Annotated in this window: 20 protein-coding genes; 9 read left to right on the forward strand and 11 right to left on the reverse strand. The window is 73.6% G+C overall.

Translation table 11 applies throughout. The annotated features are described in order from the left end of the window. The first annotated feature begins 4 nt into the window (after window positions 1–4). Complete coding sequence (locus ACTWJ8_RS07105; protein WP_356383535.1) at window positions 5–1,177, forward strand: FUSC family protein; 1,173 nt, start codon at window positions 5–7, stop codon at window positions 1,175–1,177. Here ACTWJ8_RS07105 and ACTWJ8_RS07110 read toward each other — a convergent pair. Further along, window positions 1,117–1,962, reverse strand: a complete 846-nt coding sequence (locus tag ACTWJ8_RS07110) for an endonuclease/exonuclease/phosphatase family protein (protein ID WP_443263333.1) — start codon at window positions 1,960–1,962, stop codon at window positions 1,117–1,119. The genes ACTWJ8_RS07105 and ACTWJ8_RS07110 overlap by 61 nt on opposite strands. A gap of 81 nt (window positions 1,963–2,043) precedes the next feature. On the opposite strand from ACTWJ8_RS07110, the gene ACTWJ8_RS07115 reads away from it, so the two are divergent. Genes ACTWJ8_RS07115 through ACTWJ8_RS07125 form a run of 3 tightly spaced genes read left to right on the forward strand, consistent with a single transcriptional unit; the run spans window position 2,044 to window position 4,780 of the window. Further along, window positions 2,044–3,570, forward strand: coding sequence for an FAD-dependent oxidoreductase (locus ACTWJ8_RS07115; protein ID WP_443263334.1), 1,527 nt, complete (start codon window positions 2,044–2,046; stop codon window positions 3,568–3,570). Between the two features lie 33 nt (window positions 3,571–3,603). Next, complete coding sequence (locus ACTWJ8_RS07120; protein ID WP_443263335.1) at window positions 3,604–3,807, forward strand: hypothetical protein; 204 nt, start codon at window positions 3,604–3,606, stop codon at window positions 3,805–3,807. Then, on the forward strand, window positions 3,776–4,780 hold the full coding sequence (locus ACTWJ8_RS07125) for a YihY/virulence factor BrkB family protein (protein WP_443263336.1): 1,005 nt from the start codon (window positions 3,776–3,778) through the stop codon (window positions 4,778–4,780). The genes ACTWJ8_RS07120 and ACTWJ8_RS07125 overlap by 32 nt, the downstream gene beginning before the upstream one ends. Window positions 4,781–4,976: 196 nt before the next feature. On the opposite strand, the gene ACTWJ8_RS07130 is transcribed toward ACTWJ8_RS07125, so the two are convergent. Together ACTWJ8_RS07130 and ACTWJ8_RS07135 are read right to left on the reverse strand one after the other, a co-directional pair. Next, the gene (locus ACTWJ8_RS07130; RefSeq protein ID WP_356383521.1) at window positions 4,977–5,327 is read right to left on the reverse strand and encodes a hypothetical protein; all 351 of its coding nucleotides are present in this window, start codon (window positions 5,325–5,327) and stop codon (window positions 4,977–4,979) included. A gap of 76 nt (window positions 5,328–5,403) precedes the next feature. Then, the gene (locus ACTWJ8_RS07135; RefSeq protein ID WP_443263337.1) at window positions 5,404–6,444 is read right to left on the reverse strand and encodes an SDR family oxidoreductase; all 1,041 of its coding nucleotides are present in this window, start codon (window positions 6,442–6,444) and stop codon (window positions 5,404–5,406) included. A gap of 120 nt (window positions 6,445–6,564) precedes the next feature. On the opposite strand from ACTWJ8_RS07135, the gene ACTWJ8_RS07140 reads away from it, so the two are divergent. Together ACTWJ8_RS07140 and ACTWJ8_RS07145 are read left to right on the forward strand one after the other, a co-directional pair. Then, window positions 6,565–7,863, forward strand: a complete 1,299-nt coding sequence (locus tag ACTWJ8_RS07140; RefSeq protein WP_443263338.1) for an ATP-grasp domain-containing protein — start codon at window positions 6,565–6,567, stop codon at window positions 7,861–7,863. Window positions 7,864–7,877: 14 nt separating this feature from the next. Then, window positions 7,878–9,899, forward strand: a complete 2,022-nt coding sequence (locus tag ACTWJ8_RS07145) for a CocE/NonD family hydrolase (RefSeq protein WP_443263339.1) — start codon at window positions 7,878–7,880, stop codon at window positions 9,897–9,899. A gap of 13 nt (window positions 9,900–9,912) precedes the next feature. Here the strand turns inward: ACTWJ8_RS07145 and ACTWJ8_RS07150 are convergent, their stop codons facing one another. The 4 genes from ACTWJ8_RS07150 to ACTWJ8_RS07165 are packed head-to-tail and all read right to left on the reverse strand — an operon-like array spanning window position 9,913 to window position 14,729. Then, window positions 9,913–11,028: an XdhC family protein gene (locus ACTWJ8_RS07150; RefSeq protein ID WP_443263340.1), complete on the reverse strand. Its 1,116-nt coding sequence runs from the start codon at window positions 11,026–11,028 to the stop codon at window positions 9,913–9,915. Beyond that, complete coding sequence (locus ACTWJ8_RS07155; protein ID WP_443263341.1) at window positions 11,021–13,150, reverse strand: xanthine dehydrogenase family protein molybdopterin-binding subunit; 2,130 nt, start codon at window positions 13,148–13,150, stop codon at window positions 11,021–11,023. Before ACTWJ8_RS07155 ends, ACTWJ8_RS07150 begins: the two co-directional genes overlap by 8 nt. Beyond that, complete coding sequence (locus tag ACTWJ8_RS07160; protein ID WP_356383504.1) at window positions 13,147–14,139, reverse strand: FAD binding domain-containing protein; 993 nt, start codon at window positions 14,137–14,139, stop codon at window positions 13,147–13,149. Before ACTWJ8_RS07160 ends, ACTWJ8_RS07155 begins: the two co-directional genes overlap by 4 nt. Next, entirely contained in the window at window positions 14,136–14,729 is a 594-nt protein-coding gene (locus tag ACTWJ8_RS07165; RefSeq protein WP_356383501.1) for a 2Fe-2S iron-sulfur cluster-binding protein, read from the reverse strand. The genes ACTWJ8_RS07160 and ACTWJ8_RS07165 overlap by 4 nt, the downstream gene beginning before the upstream one ends. Window positions 14,730–14,944: 215 nt before the next feature. On the opposite strand from ACTWJ8_RS07165, the gene ACTWJ8_RS07170 reads away from it, so the two are divergent. Then, window positions 14,945–15,538 (forward strand): TetR/AcrR family transcriptional regulator, encoded by a 594-nt coding sequence (locus ACTWJ8_RS07170; RefSeq protein WP_356383498.1) that lies wholly within the window; start codon window positions 14,945–14,947, stop codon window positions 15,536–15,538. 9 nt (window positions 15,539–15,547) lie between these two features. Here the strand turns inward: ACTWJ8_RS07170 and ACTWJ8_RS07175 are convergent, their stop codons facing one another. Then, window positions 15,548–16,321 (reverse strand): LysR family transcriptional regulator substrate-binding protein, encoded by a 774-nt coding sequence (locus tag ACTWJ8_RS07175; RefSeq protein ID WP_443263342.1) that lies wholly within the window; start codon window positions 16,319–16,321, stop codon window positions 15,548–15,550. A 59-nt stretch (window positions 16,322–16,380) separates the two neighbouring features. Here ACTWJ8_RS07175 and ACTWJ8_RS07180 point away from each other — a divergent pair, with 59 nt between their 5' ends. Further along, a complete protein-coding gene (locus tag ACTWJ8_RS07180; RefSeq protein ID WP_356383492.1) occupies window positions 16,381–16,797 on the forward strand; it encodes a DUF5997 family protein in 417 nt (138 codons plus the stop codon). 33 nt (window positions 16,798–16,830) lie between these two features. Here ACTWJ8_RS07180 and ACTWJ8_RS07185 read toward each other — a convergent pair whose 3' ends face one another. Continuing rightward, window positions 16,831–18,042, reverse strand: a complete 1,212-nt coding sequence (locus tag ACTWJ8_RS07185) for an MFS transporter (protein WP_443263343.1) — start codon at window positions 18,040–18,042, stop codon at window positions 16,831–16,833. Then, entirely contained in the window at window positions 18,039–18,614 is a 576-nt protein-coding gene (locus ACTWJ8_RS07190) for a helix-turn-helix domain-containing protein (protein ID WP_443263344.1), read from the reverse strand. Before ACTWJ8_RS07190 ends, ACTWJ8_RS07185 begins: the two co-directional genes overlap by 4 nt. On the opposite strand from ACTWJ8_RS07190, the gene ACTWJ8_RS07195 reads away from it, so the two are divergent. Continuing rightward, the gene (locus ACTWJ8_RS07195; protein WP_443263345.1) at window positions 18,613–19,134 is read left to right on the forward strand and encodes a GNAT family N-acetyltransferase; all 522 of its coding nucleotides are present in this window, start codon (window positions 18,613–18,615) and stop codon (window positions 19,132–19,134) included. The genes ACTWJ8_RS07190 and ACTWJ8_RS07195 overlap by 2 nt on opposite strands. Before the next feature lie 26 nt (window positions 19,135–19,160). On the opposite strand, the gene ACTWJ8_RS07200 is transcribed toward ACTWJ8_RS07195, so the two are convergent. Next, window positions 19,161–19,526: an ANTAR domain-containing protein gene (locus ACTWJ8_RS07200; RefSeq protein ID WP_356383481.1), complete on the reverse strand. Its 366-nt coding sequence runs from the start codon at window positions 19,524–19,526 to the stop codon at window positions 19,161–19,163. Window positions 19,527–19,700 lie beyond the last annotated feature (174 nt).

The raw sequence follows: 19,700 nt of genomic DNA on the forward strand, positions 1-19,700 counted from the left end.
CCCGATGCCCCACATGCCCGGGCGCGCGATCGTGGAAGAGGCCCGGGCCATCGGCGTCTCGGCCCGCCGCGCCGTGACGGTGCCGGGTCCCGAGCGGGCCACGGCCGTGCAGGCCCTGAAGGCCGCGGCCGCCGCGATCGTGGCGTGGAGCCTCGCCGGCTGGTGGTGGAACGCGCCGATGGCGCTGCTCGCCCCGTGGACCGCGGTGGTCCTCGTGCACAGCACGGTGTACCGCTCGGTGCGCTCCGCGGCGCAGCAGTTCCTGGTGGTCGCGGTGGGCACGCTGATCGCCTCCGGGGCGATGTCGCTCACCCACAACGTGCTGGCCGGGATGGCGATCGCGCTGCCGCTGACCGTGCTCATCGGCTCGTACGGACGCTTCGGCGACCAGGGCTGGTACGCGCCGAGCGCGGCGCTCTTCGTGGTGACGTACGGCTCGTACGCGCCCGTGGAGATCGGGCACCGGCTGATGGAGACCCTGCTCGGCGCGGTCGTCGGTGTGCTGGTCAACGCTCTGGTGCTGCCGCCCGTGCACACCAGCGACGTGCGGCGGCTGCGGGCCCAGGTGCCGGCCGACTGCGCGGAGCTGCTGCGGGAGATCGCGGACGGCGTGGAGGACGGCTACGAGGCGGCCGACGCCGAGGAGTGGCACGGCCGGGCGCTGCGGCTCGGCGCCACCGTCGCCGAGCTGCGCACGGCCCGCAGGCACGCCGACGAGAGCCGCCGCCTCAACCCCGGCCGCAGGCTGCGCCGTCAGGGGCCCGCACCGCCGTCCCGCGACAACCGCTGGGACCGGGTGGCCGACCATCTCGCGACGGCGCTGCGCTCGCTGACGGAGGCCGCGCACGACACGCCGCCGTTCGAGACGCCACCACCGCGGGCGCTGCGCGAGCTGGCCGAGCTGTTCAGGTCCGCGGGCGAGGCGTGCGCCACGGACGCCGACCGGGTCGGCAGGCAGGACGCCGAGCAGCCCGTGGAGGCCCTGGAGGCGGCCCGCGCCGCCGCCCGGCGGTTCGCCGCGCACCTGTCCGACCCGGACGGCCGCGGCTTCGCGGCGCTCGGCGAGCTGACGACGGTGACGACCCGGCTCCTGGACGACCTGGAGGCGGCGACGGATCACTCCGCCCAGCCCCCCGGCTCCCGCTCCGGCACGGAGAAGTCGGCGCACACGCCGTAGTGGTCGCTGACCTGGACCCCGTCGACCGGCGCGACGAGGAAGCGTTCGCAGGACTCGACGCGCAGGGTCGGCCCGTGCGGGCCGCAGCGCGCCAGGACGTGGTCGATGCGGCGCCCCGGCTCCAGCGGCATGTCGCCGGCCCGCACCAGCGGATTGTCCGGGCTGAAGGTGAGTCCTGGCGCGTCGGCGTGCCGGGCCTCCCACGCGTCCTGGTAGCAGACGCTCGCTCCGCCCAGGGACTGGAGCCCGCGCCAGAACCGCAGGCTCGCGCTGTCCGGGCCCGCGTCGAAGTCGCCGAGGACCAGGACGTGCCGCAGCCGTCCGGCGCCCGCGGCGAGCATCTCCTCGGCGAGGAGGGCGGCGGCCCGCGCCTGCCGTTCCCGCTCGGCCTCGAAGCCGTAGGGCCAGCTCGGCTTGTGGTGGACGACGAGGACGCCGCCGAACGGCTCGCCGTACGTCACTTCGGCCGCGGCCACCCCGCACCACGGCGTGCGCTCGGTGCGGTCCGTGACCCGAAGCGGGTCGGTGCGGACCCGGCCGAGCGGCGCGCGGACGGCGAGGACCGCGCCGACGCCGTCGGGCCCGTACCGCGGATGGGGGACGACCCGCCAGCCGCCGGCCTGAAGGGCGCGCACGTCGTCCCGCACGACCTCCTGGAGCGCCAGCACGTCGGGCGCGGCTTCGGCCAGTGCGGCGGCGAGGGCGCGGCGGCGCGCCGGCCCGTCGGCGTACTCGGGGGCGAGCACGTTCATGGTCAGCGCCCGCAGGCGCGGTGAGGTGGTCATCGGGGCTCCTCGCGGAAGGGGGCTCGGGGCGGGTACCCGGATGCCAGGCTTGAGCAGCACGTTCCGGGGGACCCGTGCGCCATGACCGACAGCGCAGCGCTCCGGAGTTCGTACTGGATCGAGTCCGCGCCGGGACCGCGGTTCCCGCCGCTGGAACAGGACGTGGACGTGGACGTCGCCGTGATAGGCGCGGGCATCGCCGGGCTGAGCACCGCGTGGGAACTGACGCGCGCGGGCCTGAGCGTGGCGGTCCTGGAGGCGGGACGCATCGCTGAGGGCGTCACAGGGCACACCTCGGCGAAGCTGTCCGCCCTGCACACCCTCGTCTACGAGCGGCTGCGGCGCACCCGGGGCGCCGAGGCGACCCGGCACTACGCACGCTCCCAGTCGGAGGCCGTGGAGCACGCCTTCGAGGTGTCCGAACTCCTCGGCGTCGACTGCGACCTGGAGCGCCGCGACGCCTACACGTACGCCACCGAGGGCCACCACCTGCCGACGCTGCGGGCCGAGGCCGGCGCGGCACAGGCCGCGGGGCTCCCCGCGTCGTTCGTGACGACGACCGACCTCCCGTTTCCCGTCGCGGGGGCGGTACGGGTCACGGGGCAGGCCCAGTTCCATCCGCGCAAGTATCTGCTCGGGCTCGCCGACGACCTGCGGGCCCACGGGGCGCTGGTGCACGAGAACACGCCGGTGTTCGGCCTGGAGGAGGACCACGCCTGCCATGTGACGGCGGAGACCGGCGCCCGGGTGACCGCGCGCGACGTGGTCGTGGCGACCCACTACCCCATCTTCGACCGGGCTCTGCTGTTCGCCAGGCTCGCGCCCCGCAGGGAGCTGGTGGTGGCGGGGCCGATCGACGCGGACCGCGATCCGCGGGGCATGTACATCACGCCGGAGGAGAACACCCGGTCGGTCCGCACCGCGCCGTACGCGGAGGGGCAGCGGCTGCTCATCGTCACCGGTGAGAAGTTCACGCCCGGCACCGGCGACACCACCGAGCGTTTCGAGCGGCTCGCGGAATGGACCCGGCGGCACTTCCCCGGCGTCGAGCCCCGCTACCGGTGGGCGACGCAGGACACGTTCCCCTGCGACACGACACCGCTGGTCGGTCCGCTGCACCCGGCGGCCCGGCACACGTACGTCGCCACCGGCTTCAGCGGCTGGGGCCTGAGCGGCGGCATCATGGCCGGGACCCTGCTGACGGCGCTCATCAAGGGCGACGCCAAGCCCGAATGGGCCGGTGTCTACGATCCGAGCCGGGTGCGCTCGGTGCTGCGCGAGGCGCCGCGTTTCCTGAAGAACCAGGCGGATGTCGCCACCCACTTCGTCGGCGACCGGCTGCGGCCCCCGAGCGTGGGCTCGGTGGACGAACTGCCGCCGGACACCGGCGCTGTGCTGCGCACCCAGGGCGGGCGCAGCGCCGTGTACCGGGATCCGGACGGCAAGCTGCACGCCCTGTCCGCGCGCTGCACCCACCTGGGCTGCCTGGTCGCGTTCAACGCCGCGGAGCGGGCCTGGGAGTGCCCCTGCCACGGCTCCCGCTTCGACATCGACGGACAGGTCGTCCAGGGCCCCGCCACCCGCCCGCTGAAGCCGCGGGACCTGTGAAGCCACGGGATTTCCGAACCCGAGGGGAGAGCCATGACGCACCACAAGCACGAACAGCACCGCCAGGACACCGACGAGCCGTCCGCGGAGACCGCGGCGGAGAGCGTCCTGGAGGAGTTCGAGGAGTCCCAGACCGACCCGCGCCACCGCGAGGAGAAGGACCGCCGCGCCGGGGAGAGCGGCGACGCCATCACCCCCAACGAGCATGCGCAGGAGCAGGCGCGTGACGACGAGTGAACCGGACGAGGAGCCGAGGGATCCGACCGAACTCCCCGCCCGTTCCTGGTGGGCGGTGCTGCGCCGCACCGGCAAGGAGTTCCTCGACGACGACCTGCCCGACCGGGCGGCCGCGCTGACGTACTACGGCGTCCTGTCCCTGTTCCCCGCGCTGCTCGTCCTGGTGTCCCTGCTCGGGGTGATCGGTGAGCGGGCGACGCAGGGCGTCCTGGACAACCTGCGCCACCTCACGCCGGGCCCCGTGCGGGATCTGCTGAACGACGCGGTACGGCAGTTGCAGGACGCCGGGGGCGCGAGCGGTGTGGTCGCGGCGGTCAGCCTGCTGGCCGCCGTCTGGTCGGCGTCCAGCTACGTCGCCGCGTTCATCCGCACCGCGAACGCCGTGTACGACACCCCGGAGGGGCGTCCGGTGTGGAAGCTGACGCCGCTGCGGCTCGGCCTGACGGTGGCGCTGATGGTGCTGCTGGCGCTGAGCGCGACGATCGTCGTGTTCACGGGGCCGCTGGCCAAGCGTGCGGGCGACGCGCTGGGGGTGGGCGACGCGGCCCTCCTGACGTGGAACATCGCGAAGTGGCCGGTGCTGCTCGTTCTGGTGGTGCTGATGGTGGCGCTGCTGTTCTGGCGCGCCCCGAACGTCCGGGGTCCCGGATTCCGCTGGCTGAGCCCCGGCAGCGTGCTCGCGGTGGTGCTGTGGCTGGCCGCGTCCGGCGGATTCGCGCTGTACGTCGCCGGCTTCGGCTCGTACAACAAGACGTACGGCACCCTCGCCGGTGTCGTCGTGTTCCTGATCTGGCTGTGGCTGTCGAACCTGGCGCTGCTGCTCGGCCTGGAGTTCGACGCGGAGCTGGCCCGCCAGCGCGCCATCAGCGGCGGCCACCCGGAGAGCGAGGAGCCGTACGTGGAACCCCGCGACACCCGCAAGTGGCCGCCCCGCCTGCGCCGCCGGGCCGCAACCCGACGGAGCGCGGTCTAGGGCCTGTCGTCAAACTCCCGTCGTCGCCCGAAGGGCGGCGGCGCGGCGTCTGGTGCGTGCGATCGCAAGGCGCCGGAAGATCCTAGTAGCGGAGCTACTCGGGTCTTTCGGCAACGCCGCTGGGGGTCCCCCCGGCCGAAGGCTGGGGGAGTGCGTGCCAGGCGTCGCGCCGCAGACGGGAGTTTGACGACAGGCCCTAGGGCCTGTTGCCCTTGGGCCGGCCCGGCTGGTCGAGCGTGCCGTGCGGCGGCGAGTGCCGCGGCTCCGGCGAGGACGCCGGGGTGACAGGCGAACCGGCGGCGTGGTGCCCGTGCTCGGGTCGCACGGCGTCCGGGTCGCCGCCGGTGGGCTCGGCCCCGGCGTCGAGCTGGTCGAGCCGGGCGGCGAGCACGGCGTGCGCGGCCGGTCGGCCTGCGTGCTCGTCCTCGTACCGCATCAGCTGCCGCACCTCGTCCCCGTCGAGGGACCTGATCCGGTGCTCGAGGGAGCCGATGGGCAGTTCGTCGTAGTCGGGCAGCGGCAGGGCGTCAGCGCTGTTCCTGCTCATGGCGTGGTTCCTCTCCGACGGTCTGCGCGTGCGTCGCACGGGTGCCCTCATGTGGCGGGTGTGAACCCGGTGGACCTCACGCCCCGACGGCGCTGCCCGCCAGCGGCGGCGTGTCGGCGCCCGCGCCCGCGCGCAGTCCGCGCAGCAGTTCCTCGACGGCCTCGACGGAGGTGCGCTCGGGCCGCCAGCCCAGGACCTCGTGGGCGCGCGCGCAGTCCATCAGCGGCAGCCGGAGCACGGCGTCGAACAGCTGCGGCGACGCGGGCACCAGGTGCAGCCCGTACGCGGCGGCGAGCGCCGAGCGGGCCGCGACGCGCGGCAGCGGCACCGCCCGCGCGTGGAACAGCTCGCCGAGCACCTGGGCGTCGAGCGGCGGGTCGGCGGCGAGGTTGAAGGCGCCGCGCGCGTCGTCGTCGAGCGCGGCGATGCGGAAGGCACGGGCGGCGTCGTCGGTGTGCAGGGTCTGCACCCGCAGACCGGGAATGTCGGGGAACAGCGGCAGCAGCTCGGGCCGGGCGAGCTGCCCGGGCGCGAACCGGCCGCCGAACAGGCGCCGTTGCTCGCTCGCGGACTCCTCCTTGAAGAGGAAGGCGGGCCGCATCCGCGCCACCCGCACCTCGGGATGGCGCTGCTCGAAGCTGTCCAGCGCCCGTTCCATGTAGGCCTTCTCGCGGGTGTAGGCGGCTTCGGGCCAGCCGTGCGTGGGCCACGACTCGTCGACGGCGCGGTCCTTCGGCCCCGGCGAGTAAGCGCCGACGGACGAGGAGTACACGAGCGCGGGCACGCCCGCCTCCGCGACGGCGTCGAAGACCCGCACGCCGCCCAGGACGTTGACACGCCACGTCAGCGCGGGGTCACGGGCCGGCATGAACCGCCAGGCAAGGTGCACGACGGCATCGGCGCCCCGGAAGTGTTCGACGAGTCCGTCGCCCTCCTTCAGGTCCCCCAGGTCCACGGCCCGCCACTCGGTCTTCGGCGGCGACCAGTCGGGCACCCGCCGCGCGATCCCCACGACGGAGTCGACCTCGGGGCTCTCGGCGAGCTGCCGCACCACGCTCGTGCCGACGTTCCCGGTGGCCCCCGTGACCACGATCCGCTTGCCTGACATGACCATCACACCTTCCGGACTTGTCTGTCGATACCTGGATGTACGTCCTGGTGGGCGCACTGCGACGTGTGCCCCTGAGGCGGAGGGGTACACGGCGGCGGTCCCGACCACCGACTTCAGGAGCCGTCCGTGACCGACCGCCCGCTGAACGTCTTCGTCCTCGGCCTCGACGAGGCGAACCTGCCGACGCTGCGCGCCGTGCCCGGCGCCGATGACATGGCCTTCCACCCGCTGCTCACGATCAAGGAGCTGCAGAGCGGGGAGGTGTCCGTGCCCGATCTGCTGGACCGGGCCCACCGGGTCCTCGACGCCTTCGACGGACCCGTCGACGCGATCGTGGGCTACTGGGACTTCCCCGTCAGCACGCTCGTCCCGCTGCTCGGCGAGCGCTACGGGACCCGCGCCACCAGCCTCGAGTCCATCGTCAAGTGCGAGCACAAGTACTGGAGCCGGCTGGTGCAGCAGGAGGTGATCAGCGAGCATCCGCGCTTCGGCCGTGTCGATCTGACCGCCGACGACCCGCGCCCGCCGGACGGTGTCCGCTTCCCGATGTGGCTCAAGCCGGCCCTCTCGTACTCCTCCGAACTCGCCTACGGCGTCGGCGACATGGACGAGTTCCGGCAGGCCGTCGACGCCATCAAGAAGGGCATCCACCGGGTCGGCCGCCCCTTCGAGTACATCCTCGACCGGCTCGACCTGCCCGAGGAGATGGCCGGCGTCGGCGGGCAGGTGTGCCTCGCGGAGGAGACGCTGAACGGGGTGCAGGTCGCCGTCGAGGGCTACGTCCACGACGGCGAGGTCACCGTGTACGGCGTCCTCGACTCGATCAACTACCCGGACTCCACCAGCTTTCTGCGCCACCAGTACCCGTCGGCGCTGCCCGAGCCCGTGCAGGCGCGGCTGCGCTCGATCGCCGACCGGGTGATGCGGCGCATCGGCTGGTCGGAGGCAACCTTCAGCATCGAGTTCTTCCACGACCCGGCCACCGACACCACGGCCCTCCTGGAGATCAACCCGCGCCACTCGCAGTCCCACGCCGAGCTGTTCCAGTACGTCGACGGGGCACCGAACCACCACTGCATGCTCGCGCTCGCGCTCGGCCGCGACCCGGCGCTCCCGCACCGCCAGGGCCCGTACGACCTTGCCGCCAAGTGGTACTACCGCTGGTTCACGGACGGCGTCGTGCACGAGCTGCCCAGCGACCGCGAGATCGCCGCGATCGAGCGCGACATACCCGGCGTCCGCATCGACCTGGTGCCCGACGCCGCGCAGCGCCTCTCCGACAGCGATCAGCAGGACAGCTACAGCTACGAGGTGGCGCACATCTTCACCGGCGGCGACAGCGAGGCCGAGCTGCGCGAGAAGTACGACCGCTGTGTGGCCGCGCTCGGCCTCGGCCTCGGCACCCCGGATGCGACCCCGTCCTGAGAGAGCCACGCACCATGCGACACATCGAGAACCTCCCTCACCCGACGAAGGAAGAGGACCACGTCACCATCCCGATGCCGGACGGCGTCCGGCTGTCGGCCCGCGTCTGGCGTCCGGTCTCCTCGGACACCGAACCCGTCCCCGCGGTCCTGGAGTACATCCCGTACCGCAAGCGTGACCTGAGCTCCGTGCGCGACTCGATCCACCACCCGTACATCGCGGGGCACGGCTACGCCTGCGTCCGCGTCGACGTGCGCGGCACCGGCGACTCCGAGGGCGTCCTCACCGACGAGTACCTGGAGCAGGAGCAGGCCGACGCCGAGGCGGTGCTCGCCTGGCTCGCCGAGCAGCCGTGGTGCGACGGGTCGACGGGGATGATGGGCATCTCCTGGGGCGCGTTCGCCGCGTTGCAGGTGGCTGCGCGGCGGCCGCCGTCCCTGCGGGCGATCGTCATCTCCTCGTTCACCGACGACCGGTACGCCGACGACATGCACTACATGGGCGGCGCGCTGCTCTCGGACAACCTCGCCGAGGCGGGCACGATGTTCGCGTACTCGACGTGCCCTCCCGACCCGGCGGTCGTCGGCGAACGATGGCGTTCGATGTGGCGGGAGCGGCTCTCGGCCGTCGACCCGTGGGTGCTCAACTGGCTGCGGCATCAGCGTCGCGACGCGTACTGGCGGCACGCGTCGGTGTGCGAGGACTACGCGGCGGTGGCCTGCCCCGTGCTGGCCTCCAGCGGCTGGGCGGACGGCTACTCGAACGCCGTCGCCCGGCTCCTCGCCCACCTCGACGTCCCCCGCAAGGGCCTGGTCGGCCCGTGGTCGCACAAGTACCCGCACCTCGGCGAGCCGGGGCCCGCGGTCGGCTACCTCCAGGAGGTGGTGCGCTGGTGGGACCACTGGCTCAAGGGCGAGGACAACGGCGTGCTGGACGGGCCGATGCTCAGCGCGTGGATGCAGGAGAGCATGCCGCCGTCCACCGCGTACGAGGAGCGGCCGGGGCGCTGGGTCGGCGAGCCGACGTGGCCGTCGCCGCGCATCGAGGACACGCCGTACCGGCTCGGCGAACGGCATCTGACGGGGCCCGGCGAACCGGCCCGTGAACCGGGCGCGCCCGAGGTCAGGTCGCCGCTGTCCGTCGGCCAGTTCGCCGGGAAGTGGGCCTCGTACAACGCGCCGCCCGACCTGCCCTACGACCAGCGCGAGGAGGACGGCGGCTCGCTCGTCTTCGAGACCCGGCCGCTGACCGAGCGGGTGGAGATCCTCGGCTCGCCGCGCGTGGAGCTGGAGGTGAGCGCGGACCGCCCGGTGGCGACGGTCGCCGCGCGCCTGTCGGACGTGGCGCCCGACGGCGGCGCGACCCGGGTCACGTACGGGATCCTGAACCTGACGCGCCGCGACGGCGGCGACGAACCCGAGCCCCTCGAACCGGGCCGCAGGTACCGCGCGGTCCTCGAACTCAACGGGGTGGCGCAGGCGTTCCCGCCCGGCCACCGCATCCGGCTCTCGCTGTCGACGTCGTACTGGCCGCTGGCCTGGCCGCCGCCGGAGCCCACGCTGCTGACCGTGCACGAGGAGGGCTGTCGTCTGACGCTGCCGGTGCGGCCCGTCTCCGCGCCGGACGACGCGCCCGACTACGGGCCGCCCGAGGGGGCGCCGCCGATCCGGACGACGCAGGTGACGCCGCCCGAGGAGCGCTGGGACGTGACCCGTGACCTGATCGACTACGGCGCGGCGCTCGACATCGTCAAGGACCGCGGCACGATCCGCTTCGACGCCGCCGACATCGACGTGGGCTGCCGCGCGCACGAGCGGTACACGTCGACCGCGGACGACTTCGCGTCGACCGCGGGCGAGTCGACGTGGACGATGCGGTTCCGGCGGGCCGACTGGGACGTCCGGATCCGCACGTCCACGACGCTGACGTGCGACGCGGACACGTTCCACGTCAACGCGACGCTCGACGCGTACGAGAACGACCGCCGGGTCTTCTCCCGCACGTGGAACGAGTCGGTGCGGCGGGACGCGCTGTAGGCCGTCCCGCCGCTCAGGCCTCGCGATGGATCGCCCCGGCCCCCTCCCGCAGCGGCTGTCCGCTGCCGCCCCGGCGCGACGCCACGATCTCCGCTCCGATGGAGATCGCCGTCTCCTCCGGGGTGCGCCCGCCGATGTCGAGGCCGATCGGCGAGTTGAGGCGCGCCAACTCGGCCTCCGTGACGCCGGCTTCGCGCAGCCGCTCGAGGCGGTCGTCGTGCGTGCGGCGCGAGCCCATCGCGCCGACGTACGCCGCGGGGATGCGCAGCGCCACCTCCAGGAGCGGCACGTCGAACTTGGCGTCGTGCGTGAGCACGCACAGCACCGTCCGCTCGTCGGTCGTCGTGGAGCGCAGATAGCGGTCGGGCCACTCCACGACGACCTCGTCCGCCTCGGGGAAGCGGGCGGGCGTCGCGAAGACGCCGCGCGCGTCGCAGAGGGTGACGTGGAAGCCGAGCAGCTTGCCGACCTTCACGAGGGCGCCCGCGAAGTCCACCGCGCCGAACACGATCATTCGGGCGGGCGGCACGGACGACTCCACGAACAGGGTGACGTCGCCCTCGCAGCGCGCCTTGCTCTCGGGCACCTCGCACAGTCCGGTGCGGCCGAGGTCGAGGTACGCGCGGGCCTGCGCCGCGAGCCCGGAGTCGTCGCCGGAGGCGAGACTCCCCTCGTACGAGCCGTCGGGCCGGACCGTCAACACGCCGCCGGTTCCCGCGAGTTCGCCGGGACCCGCCAGTACGCGCGCCACCGCGACCGCCTCGCCGCGGGCCGCGACGGCGAGCGCCGAGAGCACGGCCGCCCGCGACGGCGAGTCGAGCCGCACCGGCACGACGTGCACCTCGACCTCGCCGCCGCAGGTGAGCCCCACGGCGAACGCGTCGTCGTCGCTGTACCCGAACCGCTCACGGACGGGCGCCCCGTCCTCGAGGGCCTGCACGCACAGCTCGTACACCGCGCCCTCGACGCAGCCGCCGGACACCGAACCGATGACCTCGCCGCCGGTGTCCACGGCGAGGGCCGCGCCGGGTGGCCGGGGCGCGCTGCCGCTCACCGAGACGACGGTGGCGACGGCGAACTCCCGGCCCTGCGCGGCCCATTCGCTCAGTTCGGCGGCGAGATCAAGCATGGCTTCGCTGCGCCTCGGCCAGCAGGATCCGGTCCGGCCGCAGCGGCAGGTCGCGGTGGCGCACGCCGGTCGCGTGCCACACCGCGTTGCCGATCGCGGCGGCCGTGCCCACGATCCCGATCTCGCCGACGCCCTTGATGCCGACGGGGTCGTCCGGGTCGGTGTCGTCGACCCAGTGCGCCTCGACGACGGGCACGTCCGCGTTGGCCGCGACGTGGTAGCCCGCGAAGTCGGCGCCGACGTGGCCGCCGCTCGCCTCGTCGCGGACGGCCTCCTCGTGCAGGGCCATGGAGATGCCCCACGTCATGCCGCCGACGAGCTGGCTGCGCGCGGTGAGCGGGTTGATGATGCGGCCCGCGGAGAACACGCCGAGCAGCCGCCGCACCCGGACCTCGCCGCTCGCCACGTCGACGGCGACCTCGGCGAACTGGGCGCCGTACGAGTAGCGCTCCTTCTGCGCGAGCGCGCCGACCAGTTCGGTGGTGTCGGTGCGGACCGTGAGGCCCTCGGTCGGGATGGCGGCGGTCGGCGACAGGCGGTCGCGCAGTTCACGACTGGCCGCCATCACGGCCCAGCCCCAGGAGCGGGTGCCCATCGAGCCGCCCGAGAGCCAGGCCTCCCCGAAGTCGCTGTCGGCGATGCGCACCCGCACCAGGCCCTGGTCGACGCCGAGTTCGTCGGCGGCGATCTGGGTCAGCGCGGTGCGGGCGCCCGTACCGACATCCGCCGCCGTGATCCGGACGGTGAACGTACCGTCGTGCTCGGCGGTGACGGACGCCGTCGACGGGGCGACACCCGACGGGAAGGAGGCCGCCGCGACGCCGGTGCCGAGGAGCCAACGGCCCTCGCGGCGCACGCGGGGTCGCGGGTCTCGGCCCTCCCAGCCGAAGCGACGGGCACCTTCCTCGTAGCAGCCGAGAAGGTTGCGGCTGCTGAAGGGCAGGCCCGAGACGGGACCGACCTCCGGCTCGTTGCGCACGCGCAGCTCGACCGGGTCCATGCCGAGCTTCTCGGCGAGCTCGTCGAGCGCCGACTCCACGGCGTAGGAGCCGGGGGCCTCGCCGGGCGCCCGCACGAACCCCGGGGTCGGCAGGTCCACGGGCACCACACGGTTCACGGAGAGGTGCGCGTCGGACGCGTACATCACGCGGCCGTACCCGGCGCTCGCCTCGACGAACTCGCGGATGTTCGAGGTCAGCGACTGCGCGTCGTGCCCGAACGCGCGAAGCCGTCCGTCGGTGTCGGCGCCGAGGCGTACCCGCTGTGTGGTGGGGCTGCGGTAGGTGGTGAGCGCGAAGACCTGACGTCGCGTCATCGCCAGGCGGACGGGGCGCTGGAGTTCGGTCGCGGCCATCACTGCGGCGATGTGGTGCGCCGCCACGAGCTTGCCGCCGAAGGCGCCGCCGACGTGTTCCGAGCGGACGCGCACGGCGGACGGGTCGAGCGAGAAGGTCGCCGCGAGCTGGTCGGCGACCGCCTTGCTGCCCTGGTTGGCGTCGAACACCTCCAGGCGCCCCTCGTCCCAGCGCACGGTCACCGCGTGCGGCTCCATGGCCGTGTGGTGGGTTTCGGGCGTGGTGTACCGCTCGTCCACGACGGCGGCGGACGCGGCGAGTTCGGCCTCCAGGTCACCCTTGGCGACCTCCGAGCCCTCGGGGGCGTAGGTGCCGGGCCTGTCGGCCTCGAAGGCGATGTCGTGCGGCTCGACGTCGTACTCGACGACGAGCGCCTCGGCGGCCTCCCGCGCCTGCTCGGACGTCTCGGCGACGACGAGCGCGACGGGCCAGCCCGCGTGCAGCACCTGGTCGTGCTGGAAGACGTGCAGGATGCCGTCGGGCGGGCCCATCAGGGTGAGGTAATCGGTGTTGATCCGGGGCGCGTTGCCGTGGTGCATGACCGCGAGGACGCCGGGCATGGCGCGCACGGCCTCCTCGCCGACGGAGCGGATCCGGCCGCGCGCCACGGTGGAGAGCACGAGCCAGCCGTGCGCGAGGTCGGTGAACGGGAACTCGCCCGCGTACCGGGCGGCGCCCGTGACCTTCTCGCGGCCCTCGACGCGGCTGCGTCCGACGCCCACCGAGTCCGCTGCGGTCCGTCCTGCGGCCGTGGTGGTGGTCGTCATCGGGTCGCCTCCGAGCTGAGTTCGGTGAGCATCGCAACGATCAGATTGCGCATCAGGGACACCTTGTACGTGCTGTCGGGCAGGGGTTTCGCCGCGGCGAGCTCGGCGTCGGCCGCGGCCTCGAACGTCTCGCCGGTGGCCGGTTTGCCGATCAACGCGGCCTCGGCGGCGCGGGCCCGCCAGGGCCGGGACGCCACGGCGCCGAGCGCGATGCGCGCGTCCCGTACGACGCCGTCCTTGACGTCGACGGCGGCGGCCACGGAACCGATCGCGAAGGCGTACGAGGCGCGCTCGCGGACCTTGCGGTACTTGGAGTGCGCGGCGACGGGCGCGGGCGGCAGGGTGACGGCGGTGATGAGCGCGCCGGCGGGCAGCGCGGTCTCCAGGTGCGGAGTGTCGCCGACGGGCAGGTAGAAGTCGGCGAGCGCCAACTCCCCCTTCCGCTCGGCGGTTTCGTACTCGACGACGGCGTCGAACGCGGCGAGCGCGACGCCCATGTCGGACGGGTGCACGGCGACGCAGTGCTCGCTCGCGCCGAGGATGGCGTGGTTGCGGTGCTCGCCCTCGACCGCCGGGCAGCCGGTGCCGGGCTCCCGCTTGTTGCAGGGCTTACTGACGTCGGTGAAGTAGCCGCAGCGGGTGCGCTGCAGCAGGTTGCCGCCGACGGTCGCCATGTTGCGCAGCTGCCCGGAGGCGCCCGCGAGGACGGCCTGCGTCAACGCCGGGTAGCGGCGCCTGACTTCGGGGTGGGCGGCGAGGTCGCTGTTGGTGACGGTGGCGCCGATGCGGAGCCCGCCGTCGGCGGTCGCCTCGATGGTGTCGAGGGGCAGCTCGCGCACGTCGACGAGGCGCGCGGGGCGCTCCACGCCGATCTTCATCAGGTCGACGAGGTTGGTGCCGCCGCCCAGGAATCGGGCCTCGGGGTCGGCGCCGAGCACCGCCACCGCGCCCGACACGTCGGCCGCCCGCTCGTATCCGAACTCCCTCACGCCACGGTCTCCTTCGCGTCGTCCTGGGTCTGCGCGGCGGCCTGCGCGACCGCCCGTACGATCGACACGTACGCGCCGCAGCGGCACAGGTTTCCGCTCATGCGTTCCCTGATCTCGTCCGCCGTGAGCGGCGGCGGGCCCGCCTCGGGCCGTACGTCGTCGGTGGCGGCGGAGGGCCAGCCGGCGGCGTGCTCGTCGAGGACGGCGAGGGCCGAACAGATCTGGCCCGGCGTGCAGTAGCCGCACTGGTAGCCGTCGAGGTCGACGAACGCCTCCTGGACGGGGTGCAGTTCGCCGTCGGGGCCCGCGACGCCCTCGATGGTGGTGATCTCGCGGTCCTCCGCGGCGACCGCGAGCTGGAGGCAGGACACGGTCCTGCGGCCGTCCACGAGCACGGTGCAGGCGCCGCACTGCCCCTGGTCGCAGCCCTTCTTCGTGCCGGTGAGATCGAGCCGCTCGCGCAGGGCGTCGAGCAGGGTGGTGCGGTGGTCGACGGGCAGCGTGTGCTTCTCCCCGTTGATGTTCAGGGTGACGACGCTGGACGTGGACGGGTCGGACACAGTCGTGCCGCCGATGTCGGCTGGGGACATGTGTGCAGCCTTCTTTCGCGTGTCTGGTACGTGGAGAATCGGCGCTGTACGAAGGGTGGTCGGCGGGGCGGTCCGAGGTGCGGCCCGTGGCCCGCACCCACTAGGGTGTCAACCCTAAACGGACAGCTGTCCGTTCAACGGAGAACGAACGTAGTGGACAACTGTCCGCTCAGCAAGGACTATTCCCCGCCACGGGCCGGAGGAGGAGAACTCGCGTGGGGCACTCGAAGAAGCCGGCCGCGCTGCGCTCGGACGCGCAACGCAACCGCGACCGCATCCTCGAAGTGGCCCTGGCCGAGTTGACGCGCTCCGCGGACACGCCGTTGAGCGCGATCGCGAAGAAGGCGGGGGTCGGGCAGGGCACGTTCTACCGCAACTTCCCCAGCCGTGAGGCGCTGGTCCTCGAGGTGTACCGCTACGAGGTGGAGCAGGTCGCCGCCACGGCCTGCGAGTTGCTGTGCTGCCGTCCGCCCGACGTGGCGCTGCGCGAATGGATGGACCGGCTCGCCCAGTACGCGATGGCCAAGGCGGGCCTCGCGGACGCGCTGCGGGAGGCGACGAGCGCGCGCGGCACGATGAAGCAGCTCGCCCACGGCCCCCTCACGGAGGCCGTCACCCGCCTCCTGGACGCGAACGAGAAGGCGGGCACGATCCGCCCCGGCGTCACACCGGAGGACTTCATGCTCGCGATCGCGGGCCTCTGGCTGATCGACCCGCACTCCGACTGGCAGTCCCAGGCGGGCCGCCTTCTGGACCTGGTGATGGCCGGATTGCGCGCGGGAGCGCCGGGGCGGCCGGCCGTGAACTGACCGGTCGGCTCAGGGGCGCCGGCGCGGCTTGTTCGCGCTCCGCTTCGACTGCGGTCGACCGTCCTGCCGAAGGCGCCCCGGCTTCACGAACGGCTTCTTCCCCGCCGGCTGCTGCTTCTTCTTGTCGGACCGCTTCTTGTCCGGCTCCGACTGCGTCCGCCCGCGGGAACTGTTCACCGTGCGGCCCCGGACGATGCCGATGAAGTCCTCGACGCGGTCCGTGGTGCGCTCCTCCGGCCAGGCGAGCGCCACGCTCGACTCGGGCGCGTCGGTGACCGTGCGGTAGGTGAGGTCGCGCCGGTGGTGCAGGCGGGCCAGCGACATCGGCACGACGAGCAGGCCCACGCCGGCCGCGACCAGCTCGATGGCGTCGCCCGTGGTGGCGGGACGCTCGAAGGCGGGCTGCCCCGGCGGCGTCTCCCAGCCGAGCACGTCGTCCAGCGGGTGCTGCACGATCTCGTCGGCGAGGTCGGCGAGGGTGACCTCGTCCGCCGCCGTGATCAGGTGGTCCTTCGGGACGACGACGACCGTCTTCTCGGTGTAGAGCGGGATCGCGCTGAAGTACGTCCGGTCCACGGGCAGCCGTACGAGACCGGCGTCGGCGTCCCCGGCGCGCAGCACGTCGGACGCCTCGGCCGCGGCGACCGCCACGAGGTCGAGCGGTACGTCCCGGAAGCGCTCGCGCCAGATCCGCACCCACTTGGCGGGCGTCGCCCCGGGAACGTAGGCCAGCCTGAAGCCGGGTTCCGGAGCGGGTGCGGGGGTGTCTTGCGTGCCAGTCACCCGGCCAAGGCTACCCGCCGTGGTCGGCGGGCCCCGCCGCGCTCGATACCCTTGACCTCATGAGTTCGCAGCAGAGCACCCAGACCATGAAGCCCGCGACCGCGGCGAAGAAGCTGGGTGTGTACCTCGAGGCCACGCCCGCCGAGTTCCGTGAGGGCACCGTCTCGCGCGCGGAGCTGAACGCGTTGCAGGCCGAGCCGCCGCAGTGGCTCGTCGACCTGCGCGCGAACGGCCCGCACCCCCGCCCCGTGGTCGCCCAGAAGCTGGGCGTGTCCATCTCGGGTCTGGCCCGCGGCGGCGTCACGGAGGCGCTGACCACGGAGCAGATCGAGGCCATCAAGGACGAGAACCCGGAGTGGCTCCAGGCGGAGCGCGCCACGCAGGCCGACGTCCGCAAGGAGAACGTCCGGATCAAGAAGCTCCACGCGGAGCAGGCGGAGAAGCGGGCGAGGCGCGCCGCGGGTGACCTGGACTGACGCTCGGCCTGCGACGGGGCTGCGCTCCGGGGGTTACGCCCCCGGGCCCCCGTCGCCCTTCGGGCTCGTCCTCCATCGCCGGACGGGCTCGATCCCGCGGCCCATGGTCGCGGCAAGACCCGCCACCGCCAGCACCCCGCACACCACCCCGCTCGCCGCGCCCCAACCGCCCCACGACACCAGAGGCGCCGCGAGCGCCGCGCCGAGGGCGCCCGCCAGGAAGTACAGGAGCAGGTAGACCCCGCTGAGGCTGCCGCTGCGGCGCGGGTCGATGGAGAGGATGCGGGTCTGGTTCGCGGCCTGCGCCGTGAAGCACCCCGCGTCGACGAGCGCGAGCCCCGCCGCCGTCACGACGGGCCGGTCGAGCCCCGTGCACAGCAGCGCCGCCCCGCACACCGCGACGGCCATGCTCCCGGCGATCACGCTCCGCGGCGAGTACCGGTCCCCGAGCCTCCCGGCCACCGGCAGCGCCGCGAACCCCAGGGCTCCGGCGAGGCTGTAGAGACCGATGGCCGCGGCGTCGAGCCCGTACGGCGGGCGGGCGAGCCGCACCGTGAGCGCGACCCAGACGAGGCTGAACGCCAGGTACCAGAGGCTGCCGCCCAGGACGGCGCTCCGCAGTTCGCGGTGGCGGCGCAGCAGCCCCGGCATCGCGGCCAACGTCCCCAGGTAGCCCCCGCCCCCACCCTCCGGCCGCTCCCCCGGAAGCCGCGTCCACGCCGCCGCCCCGCACACCACGACGAGCGCAGCGAACGCGAGCAGCATGCCGCGCCACCCGAAGGCGTCGGCCAGCGCCCCGCCGACGAGCCGGCTCAGCAGGATCCCGGCCGACATGCCCGCCGCGACCCCGGCGACGGCCGCTCCGCGCCGCTCCCCCGGCACACCGCGCCCGGCGATGGTGGAGGCCATGGCGCTGACGCTCGCCCCCGCGCCCACCATCACGTACGCGAGGAGCAGCACACCCAGGCCCGGTGCGCGGGACGCGAGCAGCAGACCGACGGTCAGCAGGGCGAGCTGTCCGGCCACGAGGCGGCGGGGCGCGGCCCGGTCGGCGAGCGGCAGCAGGAACGCGAATCCGGCGATGCATCCGGCGAGCGCGGCCGTCGTGACGAGGCCGATGGCGGCGGCGGACGCTCCGGTGTCGCGGGCGACGTCGCCGAGGGCGGGCTGGATCGCGTAGTTGTTGGCGAGGGCCACTCCCGCGGTGCAGGAGAGCACGGCGACGCCGCCGCGCGGCAGCCTCACGGGGCCTCGGCGCGCACGAGCACGACGGCGTAGCGGCAGTCGGTGTCGGTGGTGTTGGCGAAGACGCAGGCGGCGGGCGGCCCCAGCTCGACGGTGTCGCCCGGGTCGAGTTCGTGGACGGTGTCGCCCTCGTGGAAGGTGAGGTGGCCTTCGATGACCCAGATGACCTGCCGGTGGAAGGCGAACGCCGCCGCCGGGTACGGGACCTCGGCGCCCGCGGGCAGCCGGATCTCGGCGACCTCCGCGGGGAAATCGGGGCCCGAGACCTGTCGTCGTACGTATCCGGTCTCCGGGTCGTGCCAGCGTGGCGCCGCCTCCGCGCGCCGCACCCGCTCCCCCGCGGGCTCGGGCTCGGGGTCGATGAGCGTCGCCACGCTGAGCCGGAACGCCGCCGACAGCTTGCCGAGGATCACGGCGCTCGGGCTGCTCTCGCCGCGCTCGATGCGGTGGATCATCGCCCGTGACACCCCGGACTCGTCGGCCAGCTCGGCGAGGGTCCAGCGCCGCCGGTCCCGCTCCTCCCGGATCCGGGCACCGATCCGCTCCACCAGGGGGTCTACGATATTGGACATGGATCCACGATACGAGACACGGGCCCCGGCGGTGAAGGTCCGCCCGGCCCACGAGGACGACCTGGACGCCGTCCTCGCCATCCGCAACCACGCCATCGAGCACGGCACGGCGCTGTGGACGGACACCCCGCAGTCCCGCGAGGAGGGCGCGGCCTGGCTGGGCGCGCACCTCGAGCGCGGTTCCGCGTACGTGGCGGAGCTGGGCGGAGAGGTCGTCGGCTTCGGTGTCTACGGGCCCTGGAAGGCGTACTCCGGCTTCCGGCACACCGTGGAGAACTCGGTCTACGTCACCGGCGGCCACCAGGGCGCCGGCATCGGCTCCGCCCTGCTGTCGACGCTCGTCGACTCCGCCACCGCCGCGGGCCTGCACGTCATGATCGCCGGCATCGAGTCGGGCAACGCGGCCTCGATCCGGCTGCACGAGCGGCACGGCTTCGAGCACGCGGGCACGGTGCGCGAGGTCGGCACCAAGTTCGGCCGCTGGCTCGATCTGACGCTCATGCGGCGGCAGTTGAGCTGATCACGGGCGGGGCGCCCCCCTGCCGCTCAGCCCTCGGCCCGCTCCTGCGGCCCGGGCCGCAGCGCGGCGTAGCGGTCGATGGCGCGCTGGAGTTCGGTGCGCTCGTCGGGCGGCAGCTCGGCGCCCTGGGCGAAGTCGAGGATGTGCCGGGCCACCTGGTTCAGCTTGACGTTGCTGCGCTGGGACACGTCGCGCAGCACGCGCCACGCGTCCTCGGGCGGGATCTGGCCGAGGACCACGACGACGCCGATGGCCTGGTCGACCAGGGCGTGCGAGGTGACGGCCTGCTTCAGCTGGGCGACCTCGGTCTGGAGCCGTTCGTACTCCTTGGCGAGGTCGGTGGCGGACAGGAGAGCGAGCGGCCGCGACGACGACAGCATGAAGAATGCCATGGGGCCACCAGAGGGGGACGCGGGAGACGCGGGAGCGGGCAGGACGTTCACCTTTCTCGGACTTCGGCGGGAGCGTCGGCTGCGACGCTCTCGACCCGTCTCCCACACGGTACTTGCACCCGGGAGGGGCCGACATCTCGATGCTCGGGCCTGCCACACACGGTGCGCAGTCCC

This window comes from Streptomyces sp. SDT5-1 (assembly GCF_052245995.1).
Lineage (GTDB): Bacteria > Actinomycetota > Actinomycetes > Streptomycetales > Streptomycetaceae > Streptomyces.

Coding starts and splice junctions, on each gene's coding strand:
- ACTWJ8_RS07150 (WP_443263340.1), bottom strand. CDS start 11,028: ATGCTTGATCTCGCCGCCGAACTGAGCGAATGGGCCGCGCAGGGCCGG.
- ACTWJ8_RS07145 (WP_443263339.1), top strand. CDS start 7,878: ATGCGACACATCGAGAACCTCCCTCACCCGACGAAGGAAGAGGACCAC.
- ACTWJ8_RS07200 (WP_356383481.1), bottom strand. CDS start 19,526: ATGGCATTCTTCATGCTGTCGTCGTCGCGGCCGCTCGCTCTCCTGTCC.
- ACTWJ8_RS07165 (WP_356383501.1), bottom strand. CDS start 14,729: ATGTCCCCAGCCGACATCGGCGGCACGACTGTGTCCGACCCGTCCACG.
- ACTWJ8_RS07180 (WP_356383492.1), top strand. CDS start 16,381: ATGAGTTCGCAGCAGAGCACCCAGACCATGAAGCCCGCGACCGCGGCG.
- ACTWJ8_RS07190 (WP_443263344.1), bottom strand. CDS start 18,614: ATGTCCAATATCGTAGACCCCCTGGTGGAGCGGATCGGTGCCCGGATC.
- ACTWJ8_RS07105 (WP_356383535.1), top strand. CDS start 5: ATGCCCCACATGCCCGGGCGCGCGATCGTGGAAGAGGCCCGGGCCATC.
- ACTWJ8_RS07130 (WP_356383521.1), bottom strand. CDS start 5,327: ATGAGCAGGAACAGCGCTGACGCCCTGCCGCTGCCCGACTACGACGAA.
- ACTWJ8_RS07115 (WP_443263334.1), top strand. CDS start 2,044: ATGACCGACAGCGCAGCGCTCCGGAGTTCGTACTGGATCGAGTCCGCG.
- ACTWJ8_RS07155 (WP_443263341.1), bottom strand. CDS start 13,150: ATGACGACCACCACCACGGCCGCAGGACGGACCGCAGCGGACTCGGTG.
- ACTWJ8_RS07120 (WP_443263335.1), top strand. CDS start 3,604: ATGACGCACCACAAGCACGAACAGCACCGCCAGGACACCGACGAGCCG.
- ACTWJ8_RS07125 (WP_443263336.1), top strand. CDS start 3,776: ATGCGCAGGAGCAGGCGCGTGACGACGAGTGAACCGGACGAGGAGCCG.
- ACTWJ8_RS07110 (WP_443263333.1), bottom strand. CDS start 1,962: ATGACCACCTCACCGCGCCTGCGGGCGCTGACCATGAACGTGCTCGCC.
- ACTWJ8_RS07195 (WP_443263345.1), top strand. CDS start 18,613: ATGGATCCACGATACGAGACACGGGCCCCGGCGGTGAAGGTCCGCCCG.